21 protein-coding genes are annotated in these 19,678 nt (G+C 55.8%); 12 read left to right on the top strand and 9 right to left on the bottom strand.

The window, feature by feature from the left end:
• Positions 1 to 6: 6 nt before the first annotated feature.
• The 5 genes from ACR3E6_RS17485 to ACR3E6_RS17465 all read left to right on the top strand — a co-directional run bounded on the left by ACR3E6_RS17485 (position 7) and on the right by ACR3E6_RS17465 (position 5,820).
• Positions 7 to 285, top strand: coding sequence for a hypothetical protein (locus ACR3E6_RS17485; protein ID WP_170347524.1), 279 nt, complete (start codon positions 7 to 9; stop codon positions 283 to 285).
• Position 286: 1 nt separating this feature from the next.
• A complete protein-coding gene (locus ACR3E6_RS17480) occupies positions 287 to 1,924 on the top strand; it encodes a sulfatase-like hydrolase/transferase (protein ID WP_480488432.1) in 1,638 nt (545 codons plus the stop codon).
• Between the two features lie 101 nt (positions 1,925 to 2,025).
• Positions 2,026 to 3,693, top strand: coding sequence for a sulfatase-like hydrolase/transferase (locus ACR3E6_RS17475; protein WP_171724060.1), 1,668 nt, complete (start codon positions 2,026 to 2,028; stop codon positions 3,691 to 3,693).
• A 59-nt stretch (positions 3,694 to 3,752) separates the two neighbouring features.
• Positions 3,753 to 4,997, top strand: a complete 1,245-nt coding sequence (locus ACR3E6_RS17470; RefSeq protein ID WP_480488430.1) for a DUF3179 domain-containing (seleno)protein — start codon at positions 3,753 to 3,755, stop codon at positions 4,995 to 4,997.
• A gap of 70 nt (positions 4,998 to 5,067) precedes the next feature.
• A complete protein-coding gene (locus tag ACR3E6_RS17465; protein ID WP_171724058.1) occupies positions 5,068 to 5,820 on the top strand; it encodes an outer membrane protein in 753 nt (250 codons plus the stop codon).
• A 394-nt stretch (positions 5,821 to 6,214) separates the two neighbouring features.
• Here the strand turns inward: ACR3E6_RS17465 and ACR3E6_RS17460 are convergent, their stop codons facing one another.
• The 4 genes from ACR3E6_RS17460 to ACR3E6_RS17445 form a co-directional block, all read right to left on the bottom strand.
• Positions 6,215 to 7,153: an AraC family transcriptional regulator gene (locus ACR3E6_RS17460; RefSeq protein ID WP_480488428.1), complete on the bottom strand. Its 939-nt coding sequence runs from the start codon at positions 7,151 to 7,153 to the stop codon at positions 6,215 to 6,217.
• Between the two features lie 145 nt (positions 7,154 to 7,298).
• The gene (locus ACR3E6_RS17455; RefSeq protein WP_209834556.1) at positions 7,299 to 8,120 is read right to left on the bottom strand and encodes an SDR family oxidoreductase; all 822 of its coding nucleotides are present in this window, start codon (positions 8,118 to 8,120) and stop codon (positions 7,299 to 7,301) included.
• 50 nt (positions 8,121 to 8,170) lie between these two features.
• Positions 8,171 to 9,772, bottom strand: coding sequence for an aldehyde dehydrogenase family protein (locus ACR3E6_RS17450; RefSeq protein WP_210093286.1), 1,602 nt, complete (start codon positions 9,770 to 9,772; stop codon positions 8,171 to 8,173).
• Positions 9,773 to 9,790: 18 nt separating this feature from the next.
• Positions 9,791 to 10,078 carry a hypothetical protein gene (locus ACR3E6_RS17445; protein ID WP_210093287.1) on the bottom strand — a complete coding sequence of 96 codons (288 nt, stop codon included), beginning with the start codon at positions 10,076 to 10,078 and terminating at the stop codon, positions 9,791 to 9,793.
• Between the two features lie 16 nt (positions 10,079 to 10,094).
• Between ACR3E6_RS17445 and ACR3E6_RS17440 the strand changes: the two genes are divergently transcribed.
• Together ACR3E6_RS17440 and ACR3E6_RS17435 are read left to right on the top strand one after the other, a co-directional pair.
• Positions 10,095 to 10,433 carry a helix-turn-helix domain-containing protein gene (locus ACR3E6_RS17440; RefSeq protein WP_209834560.1) on the top strand — a complete coding sequence of 113 codons (339 nt, stop codon included), beginning with the start codon at positions 10,095 to 10,097 and terminating at the stop codon, positions 10,431 to 10,433.
• The gene (locus tag ACR3E6_RS17435; RefSeq protein WP_480488426.1) at positions 10,430 to 10,849 is read left to right on the top strand and encodes a DUF3995 domain-containing protein; all 420 of its coding nucleotides are present in this window, start codon (positions 10,430 to 10,432) and stop codon (positions 10,847 to 10,849) included. Before ACR3E6_RS17440 ends, ACR3E6_RS17435 begins: the two co-directional genes overlap by 4 nt.
• A 101-nt stretch (positions 10,850 to 10,950) precedes the next feature.
• Here the strand turns inward: ACR3E6_RS17435 and ACR3E6_RS17430 are convergent, their stop codons facing one another.
• A complete protein-coding gene (locus ACR3E6_RS17430) occupies positions 10,951 to 11,523 on the bottom strand; it encodes a LytTR family DNA-binding domain-containing protein (protein ID WP_480488424.1) in 573 nt (190 codons plus the stop codon).
• Positions 11,524 to 11,816: 293 nt separating this feature from the next.
• Here ACR3E6_RS17430 and ACR3E6_RS17425 point away from each other — a divergent pair, with 293 nt between their 5' ends.
• On the top strand, positions 11,817 to 12,074 hold the full coding sequence (locus ACR3E6_RS17425) for a GlsB/YeaQ/YmgE family stress response membrane protein (RefSeq protein WP_209834566.1): 258 nt from the start codon (positions 11,817 to 11,819) through the stop codon (positions 12,072 to 12,074).
• A gap of 22 nt (positions 12,075 to 12,096) precedes the next feature.
• Positions 12,097 to 12,645, top strand: coding sequence for a hypothetical protein (locus ACR3E6_RS17420; RefSeq protein WP_480488422.1), 549 nt, complete (start codon positions 12,097 to 12,099; stop codon positions 12,643 to 12,645).
• 340 nt (positions 12,646 to 12,985) lie between these two features.
• Here ACR3E6_RS17420 and ACR3E6_RS17415 read toward each other — a convergent pair whose 3' ends face one another.
• Positions 12,986 to 13,915: a LysR family transcriptional regulator gene (locus tag ACR3E6_RS17415; RefSeq protein WP_480488420.1), complete on the bottom strand. Its 930-nt coding sequence runs from the start codon at positions 13,913 to 13,915 to the stop codon at positions 12,986 to 12,988.
• Between the two features lie 90 nt (positions 13,916 to 14,005).
• Between ACR3E6_RS17415 and ACR3E6_RS17410 the strand changes: the two genes are divergently transcribed.
• Together ACR3E6_RS17410 and ACR3E6_RS17405 are read left to right on the top strand one after the other, a co-directional pair.
• The gene (locus ACR3E6_RS17410) at positions 14,006 to 14,734 is read left to right on the top strand and encodes a pirin family protein (protein ID WP_171638631.1); all 729 of its coding nucleotides are present in this window, start codon (positions 14,006 to 14,008) and stop codon (positions 14,732 to 14,734) included.
• A gap of 18 nt (positions 14,735 to 14,752) precedes the next feature.
• Positions 14,753 to 15,343 (top strand): isochorismatase family protein, encoded by a 591-nt coding sequence (locus ACR3E6_RS17405; protein WP_480488418.1) that lies wholly within the window; start codon positions 14,753 to 14,755, stop codon positions 15,341 to 15,343.
• 259 nt (positions 15,344 to 15,602) lie between these two features.
• On the opposite strand, the gene ACR3E6_RS17400 is transcribed toward ACR3E6_RS17405, so the two are convergent.
• Together ACR3E6_RS17400 and ACR3E6_RS17395 are read right to left on the bottom strand one after the other, a co-directional pair.
• Positions 15,603 to 17,027: a pyridoxal phosphate-dependent decarboxylase family protein gene (locus tag ACR3E6_RS17400; RefSeq protein WP_480488416.1), complete on the bottom strand. Its 1,425-nt coding sequence runs from the start codon at positions 17,025 to 17,027 to the stop codon at positions 15,603 to 15,605.
• 216 nt (positions 17,028 to 17,243) lie between these two features.
• Positions 17,244 to 18,158, bottom strand: coding sequence for an NAD(P)-dependent oxidoreductase (locus ACR3E6_RS17395; protein WP_480488414.1), 915 nt, complete (start codon positions 18,156 to 18,158; stop codon positions 17,244 to 17,246).
• Positions 18,159 to 18,209: 51 nt separating this feature from the next.
• Between ACR3E6_RS17395 and ACR3E6_RS17390 the strand changes: the two genes are divergently transcribed.
• The gene (locus tag ACR3E6_RS17390) at positions 18,210 to 19,127 is read left to right on the top strand and encodes a LysR family transcriptional regulator (protein ID WP_480488412.1); all 918 of its coding nucleotides are present in this window, start codon (positions 18,210 to 18,212) and stop codon (positions 19,125 to 19,127) included.
• A gap of 88 nt (positions 19,128 to 19,215) precedes the next feature.
• Here ACR3E6_RS17390 and ACR3E6_RS17385 read toward each other — a convergent pair whose 3' ends face one another.
• Positions 19,216 to 19,611 carry a nuclear transport factor 2 family protein gene (locus ACR3E6_RS17385; protein WP_480488410.1) on the bottom strand — a complete coding sequence of 132 codons (396 nt, stop codon included), beginning with the start codon at positions 19,609 to 19,611 and terminating at the stop codon, positions 19,216 to 19,218.
• Positions 19,612 to 19,678: the final 67 nt, after the last annotated feature.

Genomic DNA, 19,678 nt, shown 5'->3' with positions numbered 1-19,678 from the left:
CTGCCAATGACGGATGATGAATTCTTTGAATCTCAATTTCCCAAAGCGGGTCGTCTGCTACGGAACCTGCGGGAAAAAGACCAAGAGTTCGATCAAATTTGTCGCGACTACAAAGAGGTCTTCGCAGAAATGGCGATGCCGCCAAAGTCGCATTCAGTTCTACAGATGCGCTATCTCGCGGATCTGGCAGAAAGCCTCTCGGACCTGCGCAGCAGTATTGACGGACACCTGCGGGCTCAGGGCGCGCGTGCGGAATCGGTACGGAACAAAGATTTGGAGGTTTGACATGAAACTTAGATATATCTTGCCTACGTTGTTGATTGGTGCTGGCTCCGTGCTTGCTCAGGAAACCCCAATTGTTCATGACGGCGAGTTTGAATTCCTCCGCGCGCAGTTTGGTGAGGCATGGGATGCACAAGACGTTGAAGTCGACGCCAAGCTGGCCGAAATTCGTGCGGCCAATGGCGATAAGCCCCCTAACCTCCTCTACATCCTGATTGATGACGTCAGCTTTGGTCAGATGGGTGACCGCAAGATGAATTACGTCATGGGGATCGAGACACCCAGCATCAATCAATTGGCCACCGAAGGTTTGTCGCTGATGCGCATGTATACCGAACCTTCCTGCACTCCCACACGCACTGCCATGCTGACCGGGCGCCACCCAATTCGCGCCGGTGTGGAAGAGGTCAAAGTGGCTTTGGTCGGAGAGGGCCTTCCGGCCAGCGAAGTGACATTGCCGGAGATACTGAAACAGGTCGGCTACAATACGGCGCATGTCGGAAAATGGCACCAAGGCGACATTGAACAATCGTACCCACATAACCAAGGGTTCGACTGGGCCGCATTTCCACTACACCAGCAAGTACAGCTGAGCCTCATGACCCCCGAGGCAATGCGGTCCAACACTATGCTCGGCTATGTGCCCGAGGGGCAGAATAATCAGTTCCAACTGGATGAACGGTTCAAGCCATATGGTCTTGTCACAGGTGTCGAAGCCGAAGCCGGTGGTCCCGCCCTGGAAGTAGACATGTCGGCCGGTGAGGTGTGGACGCAGGCCAAATATGAAGAGATGAACGAGCGATATCAACGGCAGGCGCTCGAGCAACTTGAACGCGTAGCTTCCGAGGATGCACCGTTCTTCTTGCAATATTGGCCGCTTTATCCGCTGAACTTCGTTTACCCGGATCAGGCAATTTCACGAAATGGCGGATTTCACGCCGACAAGCTGCAACTGCTTGATGGTTGGATCGGAGATCTTTTGGCCAAGCTTGAAGAATCTGGCAAAGCGGACAACACAATTGTTGTTTTGATGGCGGATAATGGCCTGATGTATCACTACGAAGGCTCATCCGGTCTGAACCAGCTGATCTATCGCGGTGGCAAAACCCAGCATCTTGAAGGCGGCGTAAGAACCGATGCGTTCATTCGCTGGCCCGGTGTGATCGAAGCCAACAGCGCAGCCGGTGACATCTTTCACGTCTCAGATATCTTCACCACGATGGCGCGAATTGCCGGAGCCACAGACTTTATCCCAAGGGACCGCGTAATAGACGGCATCGACCAGACGGCCTTGCTGTTGAACGGCGAGGGAAATGGGCGGCGCGACTATGTCTATATCTACGAAGGACCTGTCTTGCGCTCGGTCGTCAAGCAGGAGTTCAAGATGCATCTTCCTGCCCCCGGTCAACCCGGCGCGGCTGCTCCGACTTATAATATTTATAGGGACCCCCGAGAGGAACACCCTTTGGTGGGCTACTCGCTTTGGGCCGGGGCATCTTTTCAAGATATGATCAAGCGTCACCAGAAGATGATCGCCAAGTATCCGCATTCAGAGATTGGCAAAGGTACACCTTATGAAGGCATTGAAAACCTGCGCCCGGAATCCGAACTGACCCGCGACGTATTCACGAGTTGGCAGTGAGATCACAAATTTAGTAATTATTCGAATATATCGATGTTACTGATGGTAATCACATCGAAGTCAAAAACCGAAGCTCGGCTTCGAACCCTGGGGGAGATGGAATGAAACTACAATGGCTTATGGTTTTGTGTGCAGGCATTGCCGCCCCACCTTTGCAGGCTCAGGACGACCCTATTCAACACGATGCTGAGTTTTATATTCTGCAAGCCCAACGCGCGGAACAATGGGTGCAGGATGACGCTGCCGTTGATCAGGCTTTGGCCGCTTTTCGTGACGGCAACAATGGGCAACCCCCAAATATCGTCAGCGTTCTGATTGACGATATGGGCTTTGGCGATATGGGTATACCCGAGCTCAACGCTGTCCGTGGGTACGACACTCCGAACATCAACGACTTTTCGGACGAAGCGTTGCGTATGGTTCGGATGTATACTGAACCGTCCTGCACCCCGACTCGCGTGGCACAAATGACCGGCCGCTTGCCCGTGCGTATGGGAATGGGTGATACGACCGTCGATATCGCTGGCTTTGGATTGCCCGATAATGAAGTGACGCTGGCCGAAGTCTTGAAACAGGCAGGATATGCAACCAGCCACGTCGGCAAGTGGCATATGGGCGATATTGCCGAAAGCTGGGCAATGAATCAGGGTTTTGACTATGCCCAGCACGCCATCCACCAGCAGGGCCAGCTGACAATCTTTAATGATGATGCGATCAAAGAACAGGTCTCGGTCGCGATCCGGGACTATGAGGATAAATACACACTGGACGGCTGGTTCCGACCGGATGCCTCGGCGATGATGACCGTCATCGAGGGCGAGACCGGCGGCGCCATTCGCGAAATCCGCATGGAAGCCGGAGAACGCTGGAACGCCGAAAAATACGACGAAATGAACCAGGCGTTTCAGGATAAAACACTTCAGGAACTGGAACGCCTTGCAACTGGGGACGCGCCCTTCTTCCTGCAATATTGGCCGATGATCCCGCTGGACAATACCCGCGCCGGCCGTGACGGGCCGGAAAGCGCGAATGGCGGCTTGTATGTCGACAAGATGCAGCTACTGGATCAGTGGCTGGGTGATCTGTTCGCGCGCATGGATGATCTAGGGCTCAGCGAAAACACCATCGTTGTGGTTATGGGCGACAATGGGCATTTTACCAAATACGCGCCGCAATCCGGGTTTACCCCACTGATTTACGCGGGCGGTAAAGGCGACACGACTGAAGGTGGCGTGCGCGTGGACGCCTTCATCCGCTGGCCGGGCATGATTGAAGCTGACGGGTTGTTAAACAGCATCATTCATGTTTCGGACCTCTATACCACGATCTCGCGCTTTGCCGGGGCGGATGGATTCATCCCAAGGGATCGTCTGGTCGATGGTGTCGATCAGTCGGCGGCGCTACTGTTCGCGGATGAATCGAAAGCGCGACGCGATCACGTGATCATCTATTCGGTCGCGAAACCCGAGGCGATCGTTAAGGATCAGCTTAAGCTCAAACTGCCGGGACCCGGCGAGAGCGCAATTTTAGCAAAATTCTTCGATCTTTACCGCGACACCCGCGAAGAATACTCGGTCTCAACCGAAGTCGGGTCTTGGGGTGGGCAGGAATTCGTACGTATACTGGGCCGCCACAAGGCGCGGAAAGAGAAATACCCCGATACTCCGCCCGCCTACGGCATGCCTTATGAGGGGATTGAGAACATTCGTCCCGAGACACAGCAAGCCGTTGAAGCTTTCATGATCAAGCGCGCGTCGCCCCAGAAGTAGGCCTGTTCTTTCGTAATGAACCGCGAAGGACTGTAATCACCAAAATCGAGGATCTCAGCATGGTTGGTAGCATAATTTTCGCACTGGGATTGATCGTGTCACTCGGAATCGGGTTTGTCTATTTCCGCGACCTTGGCGATGTCTCGCAAATGCTGCTGAAAGTAAAGCGCGAGAATATGGTGCGCTTTATCCGGCATGAATACCGCCTGATTGGCATTGGCCTGGGCGGATTTGTAGTGGCAACCCTTGCACATTTCCTTTTGGGGGGCGGCCCTTTCTGGCTTTGGCTCGTAACGGCTGCGCTGACCTTGCTTCTTTATGGGTTTCCCTATGTGTGGGTGCATTTGGGCCTGAGAAACCAGCTCAACGACGCCCAGTATTTTTCTATCGAGGAAGCGCGAAAATATGTCGGTCCAACAGCGCCAGTCATCGTCATCGAACACAATGGTCACGCGCGCGCGCACCCGGATGCGCAGATCATGCGCCCTCATTTGGCGGGCGATGTAGATGGGCTGGGGGGCGAGGATGTGGTAATGACTTACTGCGCGATGGCCAATCTGGGTCAGGGGTACACACCGCGAATAGAAGGACGGCGCCTGAACCTTGAGGTTCTGGCCCAGCATGGCAACAACTTGATACTGCGTGACAACGACACGGGCGATCCGATCCAGCATATCTACGGTTTTCGCGAGGCGGATCGCGACCCCAACTCCGAGGGTCCTGCTTGCCCTCTCCGGCCCGAAGCGCAAATGAGGCCTTGGCCCACCTTTCGAATGACATTCCGCGGGTTTCAGAAAGCCTATCCAGAAGGTGAGGTGTTTCTGAACAAACCATCCACGAACCCTTTGCTGCGTCTGCTGGACATGATGACCGAGATCACCTTTGGCTGGGGCATCGGACGCCAACATCAGGAAGACGCTCCTGTGATGGACAACATGGATCGTTCAGACCACCGGTTGCCGAACAAAACCTACGTCTGGGGAATTACGATTGGTCAAGATGTCGCTTGCTGGACCGACGATTTCATCATCGAGAACAACTGGATCGTGACCGCCAAAGTCGGAGGACGGGATGTCGTGGTCAGCCTGGATCCGAAATATGAAAGCCTGGGCATTTGGTATAACGACTCGGGTCAACCGGTGGCCAAATGCGATTTCTGGGGTCACTCGGATCAGGGTCAGCTAAAACGTGTAGAAACCCTGCGCGCAGGCGTATTCTGGCACGTTTGGTCCGAGTTTTTCCCGAACACAGATATCAATCGCGTCGGCAACAGTTCGATGGCGACGGAAGAAGCTGCGGAATGAAAATCAGGACCACACAATTTCAAACCAACGACAATTTATTGAAACTTGTATGTTTGTCGGGAGGAACAGAATGTTTTCGTCACTATGGGTGAAAAGTTGCTTGTGCGCGGCAACGCTATCGGCATCGGCAGCCACAACGGCTGCGGCACAACAATCCGATTGGTCCTACGAGGCCACGATTTATCTGTTCATGCCGGAAACAGAAACATCCTTAAGCACCCCCATGGGGACACTGGACGGTACACTCAGTTTTTCTGATGCATTGGAAAACCTAGATTTCGCCTTTATGGGAGCGTTCTCGGCCACCGACGGACGATGGCTTATACTTGCAGATTACAACTACACAGATTTGTCGTTCAGCAACAGCACTCCCGGCCCCGCCAGTTCGGGCCTCGAGACATCATTTACCACGCAATACCTAAGCGGTTATGTCGGCTACCGAGTGTATGAAGCACCAACTATCTCGGTGGATGTCGCCGGAGGGTTCCGGTGGTTCAGCACTGATACAGAGTTCACCCTTCTCCCTGGCGCGGCACCGGGGAGGACAACAACCGCCGACGACAGCTGGACCGACCCTGTCATCGCCGCCAGAGCACGCGTCCGGTTCTCGGACAAATGGTCCGGCACCGGTTTCGTCGACTACGGAGGTTTCCGCAGCGGCAGTGAAACATGGCAGGTTCTGTTGACCGCCGAATATGCCATCAACAACAGATGGCTGATCCGCGGCGGCTATCGCTATATCTCGTTTGACCATGAGATCGACGGTAGCGATTTTACATTTGATCAGTCAGGGCCAGTGTTAGGCGCGACTTATCGTTTCTAGAATTCTTTATTGGTGAACTCGAGACTGGGTTGTGATGTTACGAACATCGTTTGATTGGCGCGAGTAGACTGCAGAAAGTTCTAGAGAATCATATTCGCTGTGTCCTCAGATTTGTCTTCGTGTCTGGCACCAGTTCTTGAACCCCAGCATCGATAGCTGGTTGGAGTTTGTTCTCACTCTAGAAATCAAGCGATGAATGAAGCAAGTCTAAGTCGCGATGCCACTTTCAACCGCAGAGTGAGAATTCACCTCGGCTGGCTTTCGCAACCACAGCGAATGGCTGCAAAGCGGGCTGCGACCGCAGCATTGAAACATGTAGGCCAACGGCAGCTCAGGGCCGACCCGGGAAATCGATTGTGGACGCCGATGCCGAGTGATCTTGCGGCCAATCAAATCAAGGTTCGTTCGTTCTTCGGTATCTTTCAGGGGTGGTTCGTGTCCATTCCCTGAATGCACGATTGAACGAGCTGGGGTCGGCATAGCCAAGGAGGAATGAGATTTCGGAGAGCGGGAGCTCTGTGTTCCGAAGATAGGTCTTGGCTAGCTCGGATCTTGTGGAATTGACGAGCGCTTTGAAACTGGTCCCTTCCTGTTGAAGTCGACGTTGCAAGGTGCGCGCGGTCATCGAGAGCGCGCTTGCGACATGCTCGGCACTGGCCTGGTCGGCGGGAATGGCGCGGTGAAGGGCGACGCGGACCCGTTCCGAGACCGACGCGCTGTTTTGAAGTTCGGACAGTTGGTCCTTAAGCGCAGGTTCAAACGCGCTCCAAATTGCATCGTTTCCGCAGATGAATGGATGCTCTGCATCACGATTGGCAAAAGTGATCGACACGGCCTCGTCCCGCCTAATCGGAGCGCCAATATAGTCGAGATATGCGGGGGTGGATTGCGGCAACACTGGTGTCGAGATTTCGAGCGGATTGATGGCCATGCGCGTGCATTTCCGGGCGAGAAACACCCAGAACAACACTTCACTCATCAAAAGCGGATAGGGCGGCTGAAGGTGCGGCGGCCAATTCCACGTCAGCTTCAATCTGGACGCTCCATCATCGACATCTATCGTGATCGGCCCGGTCAAAGCCTTGAACTTTGCGACGCGATGCGTCGCCTGCCGCAGGTTGTGAGAACACACTGCCGCGTAGAGTGGAGGCGAAAACACTTCGACATCAAGCGCGTTGGCAAGCGCCAGCGGGACATCCTTGTTTCCACTATATGCCTCCATCGCGTCCCAAAACCGGAAGTAATTTTCCGCGTCTAACATGACGGGCAGTTCATCAAAGAGTTTCGGGGAAAGTCCGGCTGCCCTGAGCGTGTCGGCAACCGGCAGGCCCATCTCGGCAAATAGAATGCGCCAGCCGGGGTTGAGCACGAATGTTTCTGGTCTTTGCACAGGCATGGATGGACCATAACTCTACGTTCTTTGGGGTGACAGCTGGGAAAAGCGGCCCGCATTGCGCAGGCCGCCCATATGCTTGGTGCTACATGCCCATCTGGCTACGGATCAGTGCCAGGTATTCCGGGTCGTCCATGGCCTTGCGTGCCGCGATGATCTGTTCGGCGTCCTGGCCCGAGACATAGCGCAGCTGATCCGTTCCATCCGTCGCCGCTTGCCAGATCGTCTCGGCTACCTGGATCGGATCGCCAGCCCCGTCGCCGCCTTCGGCCATCGCAGTGGTAACACCGGCTACAAAGTCGGCGTATTCGGTCAGCGCCGGATCAAGGTTCATGTCGAAGGATGAACCGCCAAAGTTCGTGCGCATCATGCCCGGCTCTACCAGCTTCACCCTCACGCCGATGGCGGACAACTCGAAGGACAGGGCTTCGGTCATGCCTTCGACAGCAAACTTTGACCCATGGTAGAGTGTCCCAAGCGGGAAGGTAATTTTTCCGCCCATGGACGAGATGTTGATGATCGTGCCCGCGCCGCGCTCCCGGAAGTGTGGGATTATCGACTGCATCACCAGCATCGTGCCGATGACGTTCACGTCGTATTGCATCCGCATTTTGTGCTCTGGCGTGGCTTCCAGGAGACCGTAGGAGCCGTAGCCCGCGTTGTTGAGAATAACGTCGATCTTGCCGAACCGCTCGATCCCAGCGGCAATGGAGGCATCAATGGTGTCTTTCTTGGTCACATCGAGTGCCGTTACCAGAACGTTTTCGAGCGCGTTTAGCTCCGCATCGGCGTCAGGTTTCGAGCGCACTGTGGCGATCACGTTCCAGCCGCGCTCCTGGAAGTACTGGGCGGTCAGACGTCCGATGCCGCTGCTGCAGCCGGTGATGAGGATGGTTTCATTGCTCATGGGATCTCTCCTAGTCTTGTTCGTGCCAACAATCCGTCAGCCAGTAATCTTCAGAAGTCTTTCTTGCGGAAACTGTCGACGATGCCGTCGCCGACGAGACAGGCGAGATTGCCCCAGGTCGGCTCAACAGCGAAACGCGACATGTTCTCAGCCATGTTGTCGAACGCCTTGCGGTTGGTGTTCATCATGTGACCTGCTGACATGAAGTTCGCCTCGATGATCGACTTCTCGACGTTCTCGTAGTTCAGCAAGTTACCGAAGTTCCCGACGCCCGAGACAAACTCTTTGCCCTCTTCGTTGCCACCCCAGGTCAGATAGGGGCTGAGGAAGATGAAGGGCGGCATGGTGTTGATGGCGATGCCGCCATACTCCATGTCGGTGACGGCCTGATCGAGGACCGCGCGATGCGCTTTCGCCGTGTCATCGTCGATGATGATCGCACTGCCGAGGGTGCCGAGCAGCTCATTGTTGCAGAACTCAACAGCCTTCGGCAGGAAATCCGCCGCGTTGGCGAGCACGTCGAGCGGCACCTCGTCGATGACTAGCGTGAAGGCTTCATGCGTGCAGGCGTACCCACCCGGCTCAACACCTGTGATCAGTATCACTTCGCTGTTGGGGTGCTTTCCGCCCTCGGGCCTAAGTACTTTGGCGTCTGGGTAGGCGTCGCGAAATCCCTCGATCACCTTGTCCGAACCGGGGTAGTAGATACCCGTCGCCGGTGTCTGATCCTCCAACGCCCTTGCCAAGGCATCGAGAAATGCTTGCCGTTGTGGCCAGTGTTTCGATGTCACGAGTGTCTGGATACGTCCGCAAACCGCGCCGCCGTTCAGCTTTGACATAGTCGCGATCTGCACCGCCTGATGTTCGATCTCCTTATCGGTCCAGGGTCGGTCGCCAGGCACGATGATGCAGGGATTGTTGCCACCGCATTCGGAGATGAGCGGCGTGTCGGTGGCGGACATGATCGCTTGTGCGGTGCCGGTTCCGCCTGTGAAATAGATCTTCGACAACCGTGGATCGACCGTCAGATCACGGCCTTGATCCGAGGCGCAAAAACTCAGCACCCCATGATCAATCAGAGGCTGCATGATCTTGGCCCAGACCGCGTCGGTTTCTTCATTCAGGTGATGCGGCTTGTGCACGACGGCGCAGTTTTCAAAGAACATCGCCTTCATCATCTCAAGTGAGGACGAGTAGTTGCCTGCTCCCAACACAGCGATGATGCCTGCAGGCTTGTCCATCGGGTTGACCTGCTTCGGTTCCCCTTTGACCCGGATGCGATCCTTGCGGTCTGCATACATCAACTTGTCTTTCCGGGCTTGCGGGAAGACGTAGATGTCATAGAGATCATCCCCGACCTTCTCGACCTTGATCGGCTGAAGCATCTTGCCTTCGACTATCGCCTCATAGAGGTCGATGGCCGCTGTCACGGTGTTGGCCATGGGCACAACCGTGCCGACCTTCGACACCGGGTCGGAGTAGAGCGCCACTCCAAGAATATCGTTCTTCATCTTGCTATCGGCGGCGGCGAGATCATTGCCGTAGCGCTTCATGTTCTCGCGCACTTGCTCGAGCAGATGAAGGCGCTCTGCAGGCGGCGTGTCCGCCCATTTCTGCGGATCAAGTTGGTCTATGGCGTCTTTGGCTTTCATGAGAGCTTCTCCCGGTATCTATCTGTCGATCCCGACCTTGGCCTGGACCGCGATGGTCGGGATACCAGTGAGATAGACGCTTGGGAGGTGCACATCATTCGCCGGACGCGCCAATCGATTGACATAACGCGCCACTCTACCTTGCAGTAATTCGAAGCCGCTGGGATGATCTTCAGTTTCAATAAGACACATCTTCAGGATGTGCCTGAATTTCCCACGAGGCAGGTGCTCTCCCCAATAATGCCGAAACGCCCACAGCAAATGGCGACTTGCAGAAAACGATACTGGAATTGATTTCTTCATCATTTCATGATTTCATGAAATGATGAAAAATAATATTACTCAGGTTCTTTCTGCAATTGCCCATGATGGGCGTTTGTCGCTTATGCAAGAACTCCTAAACCGTGGTGAGCGCGGTGAGATCGCTGGCGGTCTAGCGCAAGCACTTGCCATCAATGCGACCACCGCATCGGTACAGCTTCAAACACTTGCTCAGGCGGGGTTGGTTACGTCGCGCCGTGTTGGAAGAAACGTCATCTATAAAGCGAATACGGAAACCATGAGACGACTTGTATGCCATCTCAACGCACTCTGTTGCCGCCCTGACGCCTGCTGCAAATGCTGCGAAAAAAGGACGTCTCGGAACGGCTCGGATAAGTGACACTGCTTTCCACTTCAACTGCAGTTGTTCTTGGCGCTCTTGCGCTCTTGCATGTCCTATGGGGTGCACGGATTTGGTGGCCGATCAGGAACGAGAAAGCCCTCGCGCGGGCAGTCACGGGGTTCCCGAAAGTCTCGACCATGCCACCTACTGTCGCTTGCCTTCCCGTTGCAATCGCTTTGCTACTTGCGGCATGGCTAGCGATTGCTTTGAATGGGGAGGGTCCTGCGGCTCAAAGTCAGATACTGACGGTCCTTGGCGTTATGGCAGCGACGGTGTTTCTTTTACGGGGTTTGTTCGGCTATTTGCCATTTTGGGCACGGCTTACCTCTGAACAGCCCTTCTGCGCGCTGGATGTGGTGCTTTACTCACCTCTGTGTCTTGCGCTCGGGAGTTCGTTTCTGGTCCTGGCATAAAGTCTACCTTGCGGGATGCTATGGTGCCCCTTGGTGGAGGTCTCCTTCGTCCCGAGAACTGCGCGCCCAATCTCATGCAGTTCTTGCGGTTGCGGCGATCGTCAGCCCTTGGAGACCTCAAGTCCGCGCACAGTCGATGCATATGTTCTGCTGACAGGGAGTTCTCGCCCATCCATGAGCTTTGCAAAGAGTTTGCCCTTGCGCCTGACAAGGCCACGGTAGGCGTCCGTTGCGATCCAGTGTGAGCGGTGTATGCGCACCCCGCCATAGCTGCCGGCTTCTTCCATCGCGTCACCAAGCGACATCAAGATCATCGTCGTGCCTTTTGTCGTGGTCACTTCGACGTAGTGATCCTGCATCGAAAACGAGACTAACTCCTTACCCAGTTCAAACGGCAGCCGATCCAGAAAAGGTGCTGGCGACCGGTCGGTTTGCGGCATTTTGCCGATACGCTGATTTATTCGGAAATACATCGTGGTCACGATCAGACCGCAAACCACGACAATATTCAGGGCAAAGTGAACAATCGGGATTGGGTCACGCTCGGGACGAAGCCACTCTTCAACCGCTTGCACACCCCACGCGATCGGAGCTGTTGCAATGGCGACGGCCAGTGCCGCCCTTGCCGCACCGGGCCAGTCATCCAGATCGGGATGTCGCAGAACCAGTGTCATGGACGCAATTATTGCCACCCAGCCAACGGCGAGTGCGAGGCTCCAATACAAGATGCGGTCAGGGGTTTGCAGCGAGAATGTCCCAAATGGGCCAAGCGTCGTAAGAACGGCAACCGCAATCAGGTACGCGAGGCATTGCTCTCGCCACTTCCAGATCTTGAGCTCCCAAACTGTTCTTCTGAGAAAGGTGTAGTTCACGAAGAAATCCCTGCATTTGACGCATCCGGTGTTGATCAGCGACCGGATGTAGCAGTTGTTCGCGAAAACCAGCGAAAATTCAACGGAGCGCAACGATGGACGGCATCAACTGGGTCTTGATGATCTTGATCGGCGGTGTGGCGGGACTGCTTGCCAGCCGCATCACAAACACCACACACAGTGTCGCAGGAAACGTGGTTCTGGGTATCCTGGGAGCGGTCGGCATGAACGCGCTTCTTCAATCCGCGTTTGGTGTCCATCTTGGTGGGTTCATCGGCCAGTTTGTGACAGCGATGCTTGGCGCCGCCGGGATCATTCTTGTGTTTCAGTTTATCCGCAACAACCGCACATAGCATTTCAGTCTTTGGAGCCAAGATGAAAGCCTACATCGTCGCACATGTATTTTTGCTGCCGTTTCTCGTTTTCACCATTCTCGCACCTTTCGGTTATCCGTTGCTCGGCGCGGTACTTGGCGTCGTGATTGGTGTGGTTGCTTGCGCAATGCGCTACGGGGCGACGATCCCGCCAGTGTTCATGGCGGCTCAAGTTCTGGGCGTGTTCACAGTCCTCGTCATCTTGCTGCTGGTGCCTGATCTGAAGGAAATCAATGGGCTGGCGATTGTGTTCGCATTCCTTGCAGGTGGTGCCTTGATCAGTGTTGTTCAGCGCAAGCCGTGGACAGCCGAGTTGTCTGCTGCCGACGTCGGAGATTTTGCAACGCATCCCGCGTTCATCAAATCGAACATTCTGTTCTCTGCCATGTGGATGGTGATCTTTGGGTGGTTTGCTTTTGCGAACTGGCAAGAGCTTTCGCCATGGTTTCGGTGGGTTCCGATGATCGTCGGGGGCATAATCACTGTTGTTGGCCCAAAGGTTCTCATGAACATCGGGATCACGCGTGGAATCGTGCCGCCGCGACAATAAAGGGTCTACCCAATGCAGTCGTGGGCGCAGTTGCAGCGAAAGTCTCAAATGTCCCGCAGACTGTGAGTCTGGCTACCTTTGGATTTCGCTATCACGGCGAATGACCTCAAAGCGGGTTGCGACCGCAGCATCTGACTTGGCTGTTGGATGACCGCAATATCTGCAAACCGCGAGTTAAACGAAGCCCAGAGTTCGCGTGCGCAGCGAATGACCGCAAAGCGGGCTGCGTCTGCAGCATTCTAAGACCGTGCTCAAGGTCGGCTTAGGGCCGTTCCTATCGGCTGACTTGGAGGGAGGCAGGCCTAATCGCCACTGTGCCAAACCGAGCTTTGGTAAGCTGTTAGACTTTCTCGTATTGAAGCTCTGTCCCCAGGAAGCCATTGTTGCCGCATGCATCCAGGATATGGCGCCGTACCGCCGCAACCTGGGGAGCAGCCAAACGTTCAGGACGGCAAAGCAAAGTCAGTGCCACTGGATCGGCAGACCAGTCAGGGATCAGGCGCACGAGATTGCCAGCTTGAATATGCACCTCTGTCAGTAAGGACGGGAGCAGTGCTGCTCCTTGCCCGGCAAGGACAGCTGCAAATGCAAGCTCCATCGAATTGACGCGCAGGCCGATCGTCGGCTCGATGATCTCCTGTTGCCCTTCCTTATTTCGAAACGCCCATTTGCCGGATTCTTGGGTGCGCAATACACAGGGCAACCTGGCCAAATCAACAGGCCGGGAGAGACGGGGCATCCTTTCTGCAAAGGCCGGGCTGGCAAGAGGCGCGCGCTGCGCGGACGGCAGGGCAGCCGAAATATATCGCCTTTTATCTGCAGGGCCGGTTCTGAAGGACAGATCTATGTCCTCTGCCGCAAAATCCGATTTTGAATCATCGGCATGCAATTCAAGTTCAATAGCCGGGTAGCGGGACCGAAGGCCTGCCAGAAGCGGGACAAGCACGGTGCAAAGAAGACTGTTGGGTCCTGAGACTGACACCCGTCCTGCAATCTTCCCGCTTCGGGCGAAGCCAAGCTGCGCCTCGGCCTCAAGCGCTGCATCCACCGGGCCGACGCAAATCTCGAAAATCCTGCGCCCAGCCGCGGTCAGGGCCACCGCCCGCCCAGACCGGTCCAGCAGGACCAGCCCCAATTCGGCTTCAAACAACGCAAGCTTTTGGCTGATCGCCGATTTCGTGGTGTTCAGCTCCGCAGCTGCCGCACTCATCGACCCGGCGCGCACAGTGGCCACCAGGGCCTTGGCGCAGGAATAGAATCTATCGTTCATAAATTCGAACAGTAGTTAACAAACGGGTCATTTTCCAGAACGAATGAGATCCCTAAATTCTGTCTCAGCGAACAGGCCAGGAGATGAGAAATGCAGACAGAGATGGTCTATCACCCCGCCGAGACCCGTGAGTTCAAGGACTTCGGCTTCATGCAGGCGCATCTGTCGTTCAAGCCGCACCTTGCAGAAGGGCGCCGGCGGTTCGGCCCGCTGATCACAATTGACGACGGCACGCTTGCACCGGACGCCCGAGGCTTTGGCCTGCATCCGCACCGGGATGTCGAAGTCGTCACCTTCATGGTCAGCGGAGAGGTTTCGCATGTCGATCCGGTGGTGCCCGTTCACAACGGTACTGTGAAGGCGAAAGGCCTTCAGGTGATCACCGCCGGCACAGGCATCCTTCACAACGAGGTGAACAACTCGCGGACGAAGCCGATGCGTGCGCTGCAAATCTGGTTCGAGCCGCTGGCCAGAGGCCTGGCACCGGCTTATTCCAGCAAGGAGCTGGAAACCGCGGACCACAGCAACCGGTTCCAGCTGGTGCTGTCGCCAGACGGCGCCGAGGACTCACTTGTCGTGCAGCAGGAGGTGCGCCTGAGTTACGGCAACTTCGACCGCCGCAGCGTGCTGAACTTCAGCCCGTCCAGCCCTGACCGCAGCCTCTACATCTTTATGATCGAAGGCGAGGCAACTGCTGCCGGCCGCGCCCTCAGGAAAGGGGATGGGCTGGGACTGCTCCGCGCCGGGGACGTCGCGGTTGAGGCTGCAGCCGGCGCTGAGCTCCTGATCTTCGAACTGCCCGCATCCGAAATCTCTTAACCAGGAAAGGACATCAACATGACCTCCAAAAAAGTGACCCCCGACAACGCAGCCATTGTTCTGATTGACCATCAGGTTGGCACCATGAACTGGGCAAAGTCCGTTGACCGCGATCTGATCGAAGCCAACACACGCGCCCTGGCGCGGACGTCGGCGGCGCTTGGCATGCCGCTGGTGCTGACTTCCAGCATGGAAGACAACATGCAGGGGCCGCTGATGCCCGCGCTGGAAGAGATTGCGCCGGATGCCTTCGCCGCGCGGATCAAGCGCCCTGGCGTGGTGAACTGCTGGGATGACAGCGCCTTTGCCGCTGCCTGCCGCAACACCGGGCGCAGGTATTTCATCATGGCAGGCATAACCACTGACGTGTGTCTTGCCCCGCCTGCGATCAGTGCCGCCGAAGAAGGCTTTGCCGTGACCGCAGTGGTTGATGCTTCCGGTTCTCCCACTGCGCTGACGGATGAGATGGCGTTCCGCAAAATGGAGCGAGGCGGTGTCGAGCTCACCACAACCAGCGCGCTGCTTGCAGAACTTGCGGTCAATTGGGCCAGCGAGGCCGGACAGAAAATCATGCAGATCCTCGGCGAGGAAATCCTGAGCCGCGGATAGGCTCTCCGCCCCATTGAGAGTAATGCAGGAGCGGCCGCCTCATTCATGGGGCGGCCATTGAACTTCGCAGGTGTTGCCAACTTCGAGAAAAAGCTCCCGATCAGGCATTTAAAGGAGCTTGAAAACGGCTGCTATGGGTCGGCTGCGCAGGTGGTGCCATGCGGGGTCGAAGGGGTTGTTCGCAGTGACACCGAATGGCTCATTCGAGCCCATTGAAGCTCATTAATGCTTGACTGCAGCAATAAAATTTCTGGCCAAATCAGGGAACGCCAGCAGCACAAAGACGATAAGCTTCAATGATCTCGGATGACAGAAGATCAGTATCCTCTTCCCTCATATCGTATCCGATTACAGAGACTCGAATGATCTTCCGACCCGCCCATTCACCGTGGGTGGGGTATACCTTTCCATTGTCTTGAACGCGCTGCAGGACCCGCATGGTCAGATCGTCGCCATCCGGCCCCTCGCCGCAGCAAATAGCGACCTGATTGCTGTGGATCTGGTTCAGAACTGTCAGGCCGGGCTCGTTCGAAACCGTTCGGGCAATTCGCTCCGCCAGCCGGCAATGGCGTGCTACCAGTTCGCAAACTCCCGTCCGGCCAAGGTGCCGAAGTATCGCATAGCTCGGGACACCTCTTGCACGCCGGGAGAGTTCCGGCGTTGAATCACTTGGTTCCCAATGCTCTGTTGTTTCCGGGAGATAGGCGCCGCGGGCAGACATTGACGCAACGAGCGGCGCCCGGTCGCGCACGATAACCATGCCAGCGTCGAATGGAGCATTAAGCCACTTGTGCAGGTCAATCGCCCAACTGTCCGCTTCAGCAACCCCCTCCAACCGGTTTGCCAGTTCGGGTACAGCAGCGAGCCAGAGCCCGAAAGCACCATCCACATGAACCCAGCCGTTCCGCTCGCGCACCATTGGTATGAGCTCGGCAAACTGATCAAAGGCGCCGGTGTTTATTTGACCTGCCTGCAGGATAACAAGCGGCGGGCTGCTGCAGCTGTCCAGAGCAGCCCGGAACGCATCCGGCTTTATCCTCCCTTCGCCGTCCGCCGCGACGATGTTTGTCCGGCCCGCGCCAAAGCCAGCATAGCGCAGGGCAGCGAATGGGGCGGAATGCGCATCCTGCCCAATCAATACAGAAATCTCGGGTGCAGAAAACAGCCCGTCAGCTTCAACATCCCACCCCTGGGCAGCCAGCAGCGCATTGCGTGCGGCCATAACGCCAACCATGTTTGCCACTGTGCCGCCTGTGACAAGACCGGCACCGCTTTTGGAAGGCAGTGACAGCAACTCAATAACCCAATTGCAAACAGCGCGTTCCATTCCGGTTATCGCGGGCGTTTCAAAAGATGAGCCCGCGTTCTGACCCCAGGCTGATACCAGAATGTCGGCAGCTACACCGACGGGATGCGACGCGCCGAGGACATAGCCGAAGAAGGTCGGCCCCGCCATTTTGTGCAGACCGCCTTCAGAAAGTTGCACGATGTCCCCAATTACCTCACTTTCCGGCGCACCCGTTTGAGGAAGAGGGTCCAAAAAGCGGCTGGCAGCTTCACCAAGTCCCAAGACAGGCCGGGCCGGCCCATTTGGCAGTTCCTCGCGGTAGGTTTTGGCTGCCTTGAAGGCTGCCTCTAAAGCTTGCACCTGCCCTTCACTCAAACCTCGCCGCACTAGTCTCATCTCAAATACCCGCTACCAGAATACTATCCGTGGGAAGGTAGCATGGATTGCACCGGAATGCCTTTGTTTACATGTGGCCAAAGAGCGTCTCGTCCCGGCCTAGGCATTGTTTGGATGGAAATGCTGCATCTGGTTGCTAATGGCCGCTTTGGGGAGGCCGCACTGCGGCGACGGGAACCCTGACAAATGGCAGGTGAGGGCCGGAGCCTTTTTGCATTATGTACCCGCCATATGCTGGACCAGTGAGGTCAATTGTCTGTCGCCATAGCCATCGACCCAAGCCGTTTTGGTGCGGTCATGCATCAACTGGATGAACTCGGCTGGGGCATTCACAGACTGGAAAGTCTTCAGCGCATCCTCCTGCGCCAATGCGTAGACTTTCAACGAGGCTTCGGCCTTATCGTAATCTTCGGTCGGAACAGTTCTGGCAAAGAGATCATGGTAGTCATTGACCAATTTGATCGTGGCAGGGAGTTGATCGGCATAAACCTGCATCGGGATGCCCGCTTTTTGGCAGACAAGTGCACCGTAGATCATTCCGAACATGAACCCCTGTCGAACCGTGAAGAGGCCGGCAAAGAGCGCGGCAAGTGCCGCTGGTTTCTCTCCAACATGGGCGGACTTTCCACCCAATTCTCTGATGATGCTGCCATAGCGGTCCCAGGTTCCGGCGCTGCCCACCGTGAGGATTGTGGTTTCGTCACCGCCAATGCCGGAAGGGTAGGCGTTGATCATGCCCAGCATGTAGCCAGCTCCCTGACCCTCCAGGATGGCGACAAGGCTATCAGCATCCGAGGTATCGCCCGTGCTCATGTCGCAGATGGTCTTACCCTTAAGCGAAACACTCAGCCCGTTGACCAGTTCAACAGTTTCCTTGTGGCTCTTGATACAGATGATAGCAAATTCAGACGCCGCAATGGCATCATCCGGTGAAGAGCTGATCGTGGCTCCAGCCTCAGCAAAAACCTCTGCCTTTTCCGACGTACGGTTCCAAACGCTGACATCGTGGCCTGCCTTGAGCAGGCAATTTGCCAACGCTGAACCCATATTACCCAGTCCCAATACAGCAAGTTGCATGATGTACGCCTCCAATGTCCGCCAGTAACTTCCTGCAGCAGCATGCGGCGGCATCGGGGGAACGCATAGTTGTAAATTCTTCTATATTGTTAGATAATTTTACTTATGGATTGGCGTACGCTTCCCTCGCTGACATCTCTCAGAGCCTTCGCCGCCGCAGCCGAGTATCGAAATCTGACCAGGGCGGCAGAGGCACTGAACGTGACTCATTCCGCAGTTAGCCAGCAAATCCACGGGCTCGAACAACATCTCGGCACCCGGCTTATCACTCGTACGCGGCACGGAATTTCACTGACATCCCAAGGCGAATTCCTGTCGGCTGGCCTGATTAAATCCTTCGCCGAAATGGCCTCCGCGACCGAAAGCGTTTCGAGTGCACAGACGGTTCGGCCGTTGGTGGTCAGCGCGACTCCGATGTTCTCAAGCGCGTTCCTGATGCAGCGTCTGTCGACGTTCATTGACGAATTCCCCAATATCGAATTGAGGATCGATTCAACGATCCAGGCTGTCGACCTCAAGCCGGGTGGAATTGATATGGCTATCCGATACGGAACAGGTCGCTGGCCAGGGCTTGTCTCGCAGATGCTGCTCCCCGGCTGCCTGACGGTCGTCGCGTCCCGCGAACTGATCGGAAACCGGGTGCTCAAGAATCCTGCAGAATTGCTTGATTTCACTCTTCTTCAGGAACAGGCATCGGTCGAATTTGACCTATGGTTGGAAAAGGTCGGAATTCCGCTCGAAGCCGACCGGAGAGTTGTCCGCATGCCGGGCAACATGTTGCTGGATGGCATCCGCCGGGGTGACGGTATCGGAGCGACGGTCCCGGCCTTTATCTCTGACGAGTTGAAATCAGGTCAACTCGTCGCGCTGTTTGATGATCCAATTCCGCAGATCGGCTACTACCTTGTCACGCTGCCTGGTCCGGTTCGGCCAGCGGCAAAGCTGTTCATGCAGTGGCTCTCGAATTCAACTACCGAATATGAGAAAAGCCTTTTCCGATGGACGCCCTCGCACTTGCTATAGGCAGTAAAGAGCACTGACCAGAGTCAAACTGGGTCTGACTTGCCGTATACGACTGTGCGTACAGTGCGCGAATTGGCGCCGGATATGGTCAAGCTCCCGCAACTTGGCGTTTATAATCCACACCATCGTACCAACCGAGCGATTTGGTGACGTTCAGGTTGTCGTCTAAGTACCATTCTTCCCAGCCCGAGAAACGAACATGGTTACCAGTTTCTTTATGATGGCCTTCGAAAGTCCACGCATAGACCATGTGGTGATCGGCGACGAGAACCGTGTCGAGGCTAAGAACGAGGTCAGGGAAGTCAGCCATAAATCCCGCCGCCATGTCGCCAATCTCGGTCCGACCCTTCATTGGGTCGCCACCGTTCATTATCATGATTGTATGTTCAGCATATCTTCCGGCGACATCGCCGGGCGCCCGGTTTGTCCAAGCAGCGCAATGATCTTGAGCTATGCGGCGGGCGGTTTGTACATCAGGCGTCATCTATATCTACATGTCCTAAAAATCGCGAAAATACATGGTTGCAGAAACGTTAATCGGGTCTCTAAAA

The sequence above is a fragment of the Ruegeria sp. AL3 genome (assembly GCF_056536065.1).
Note: the sequence above shows the minus strand (reverse complement) of the source record. Positions and strands in the feature narration are given on the sequence as shown.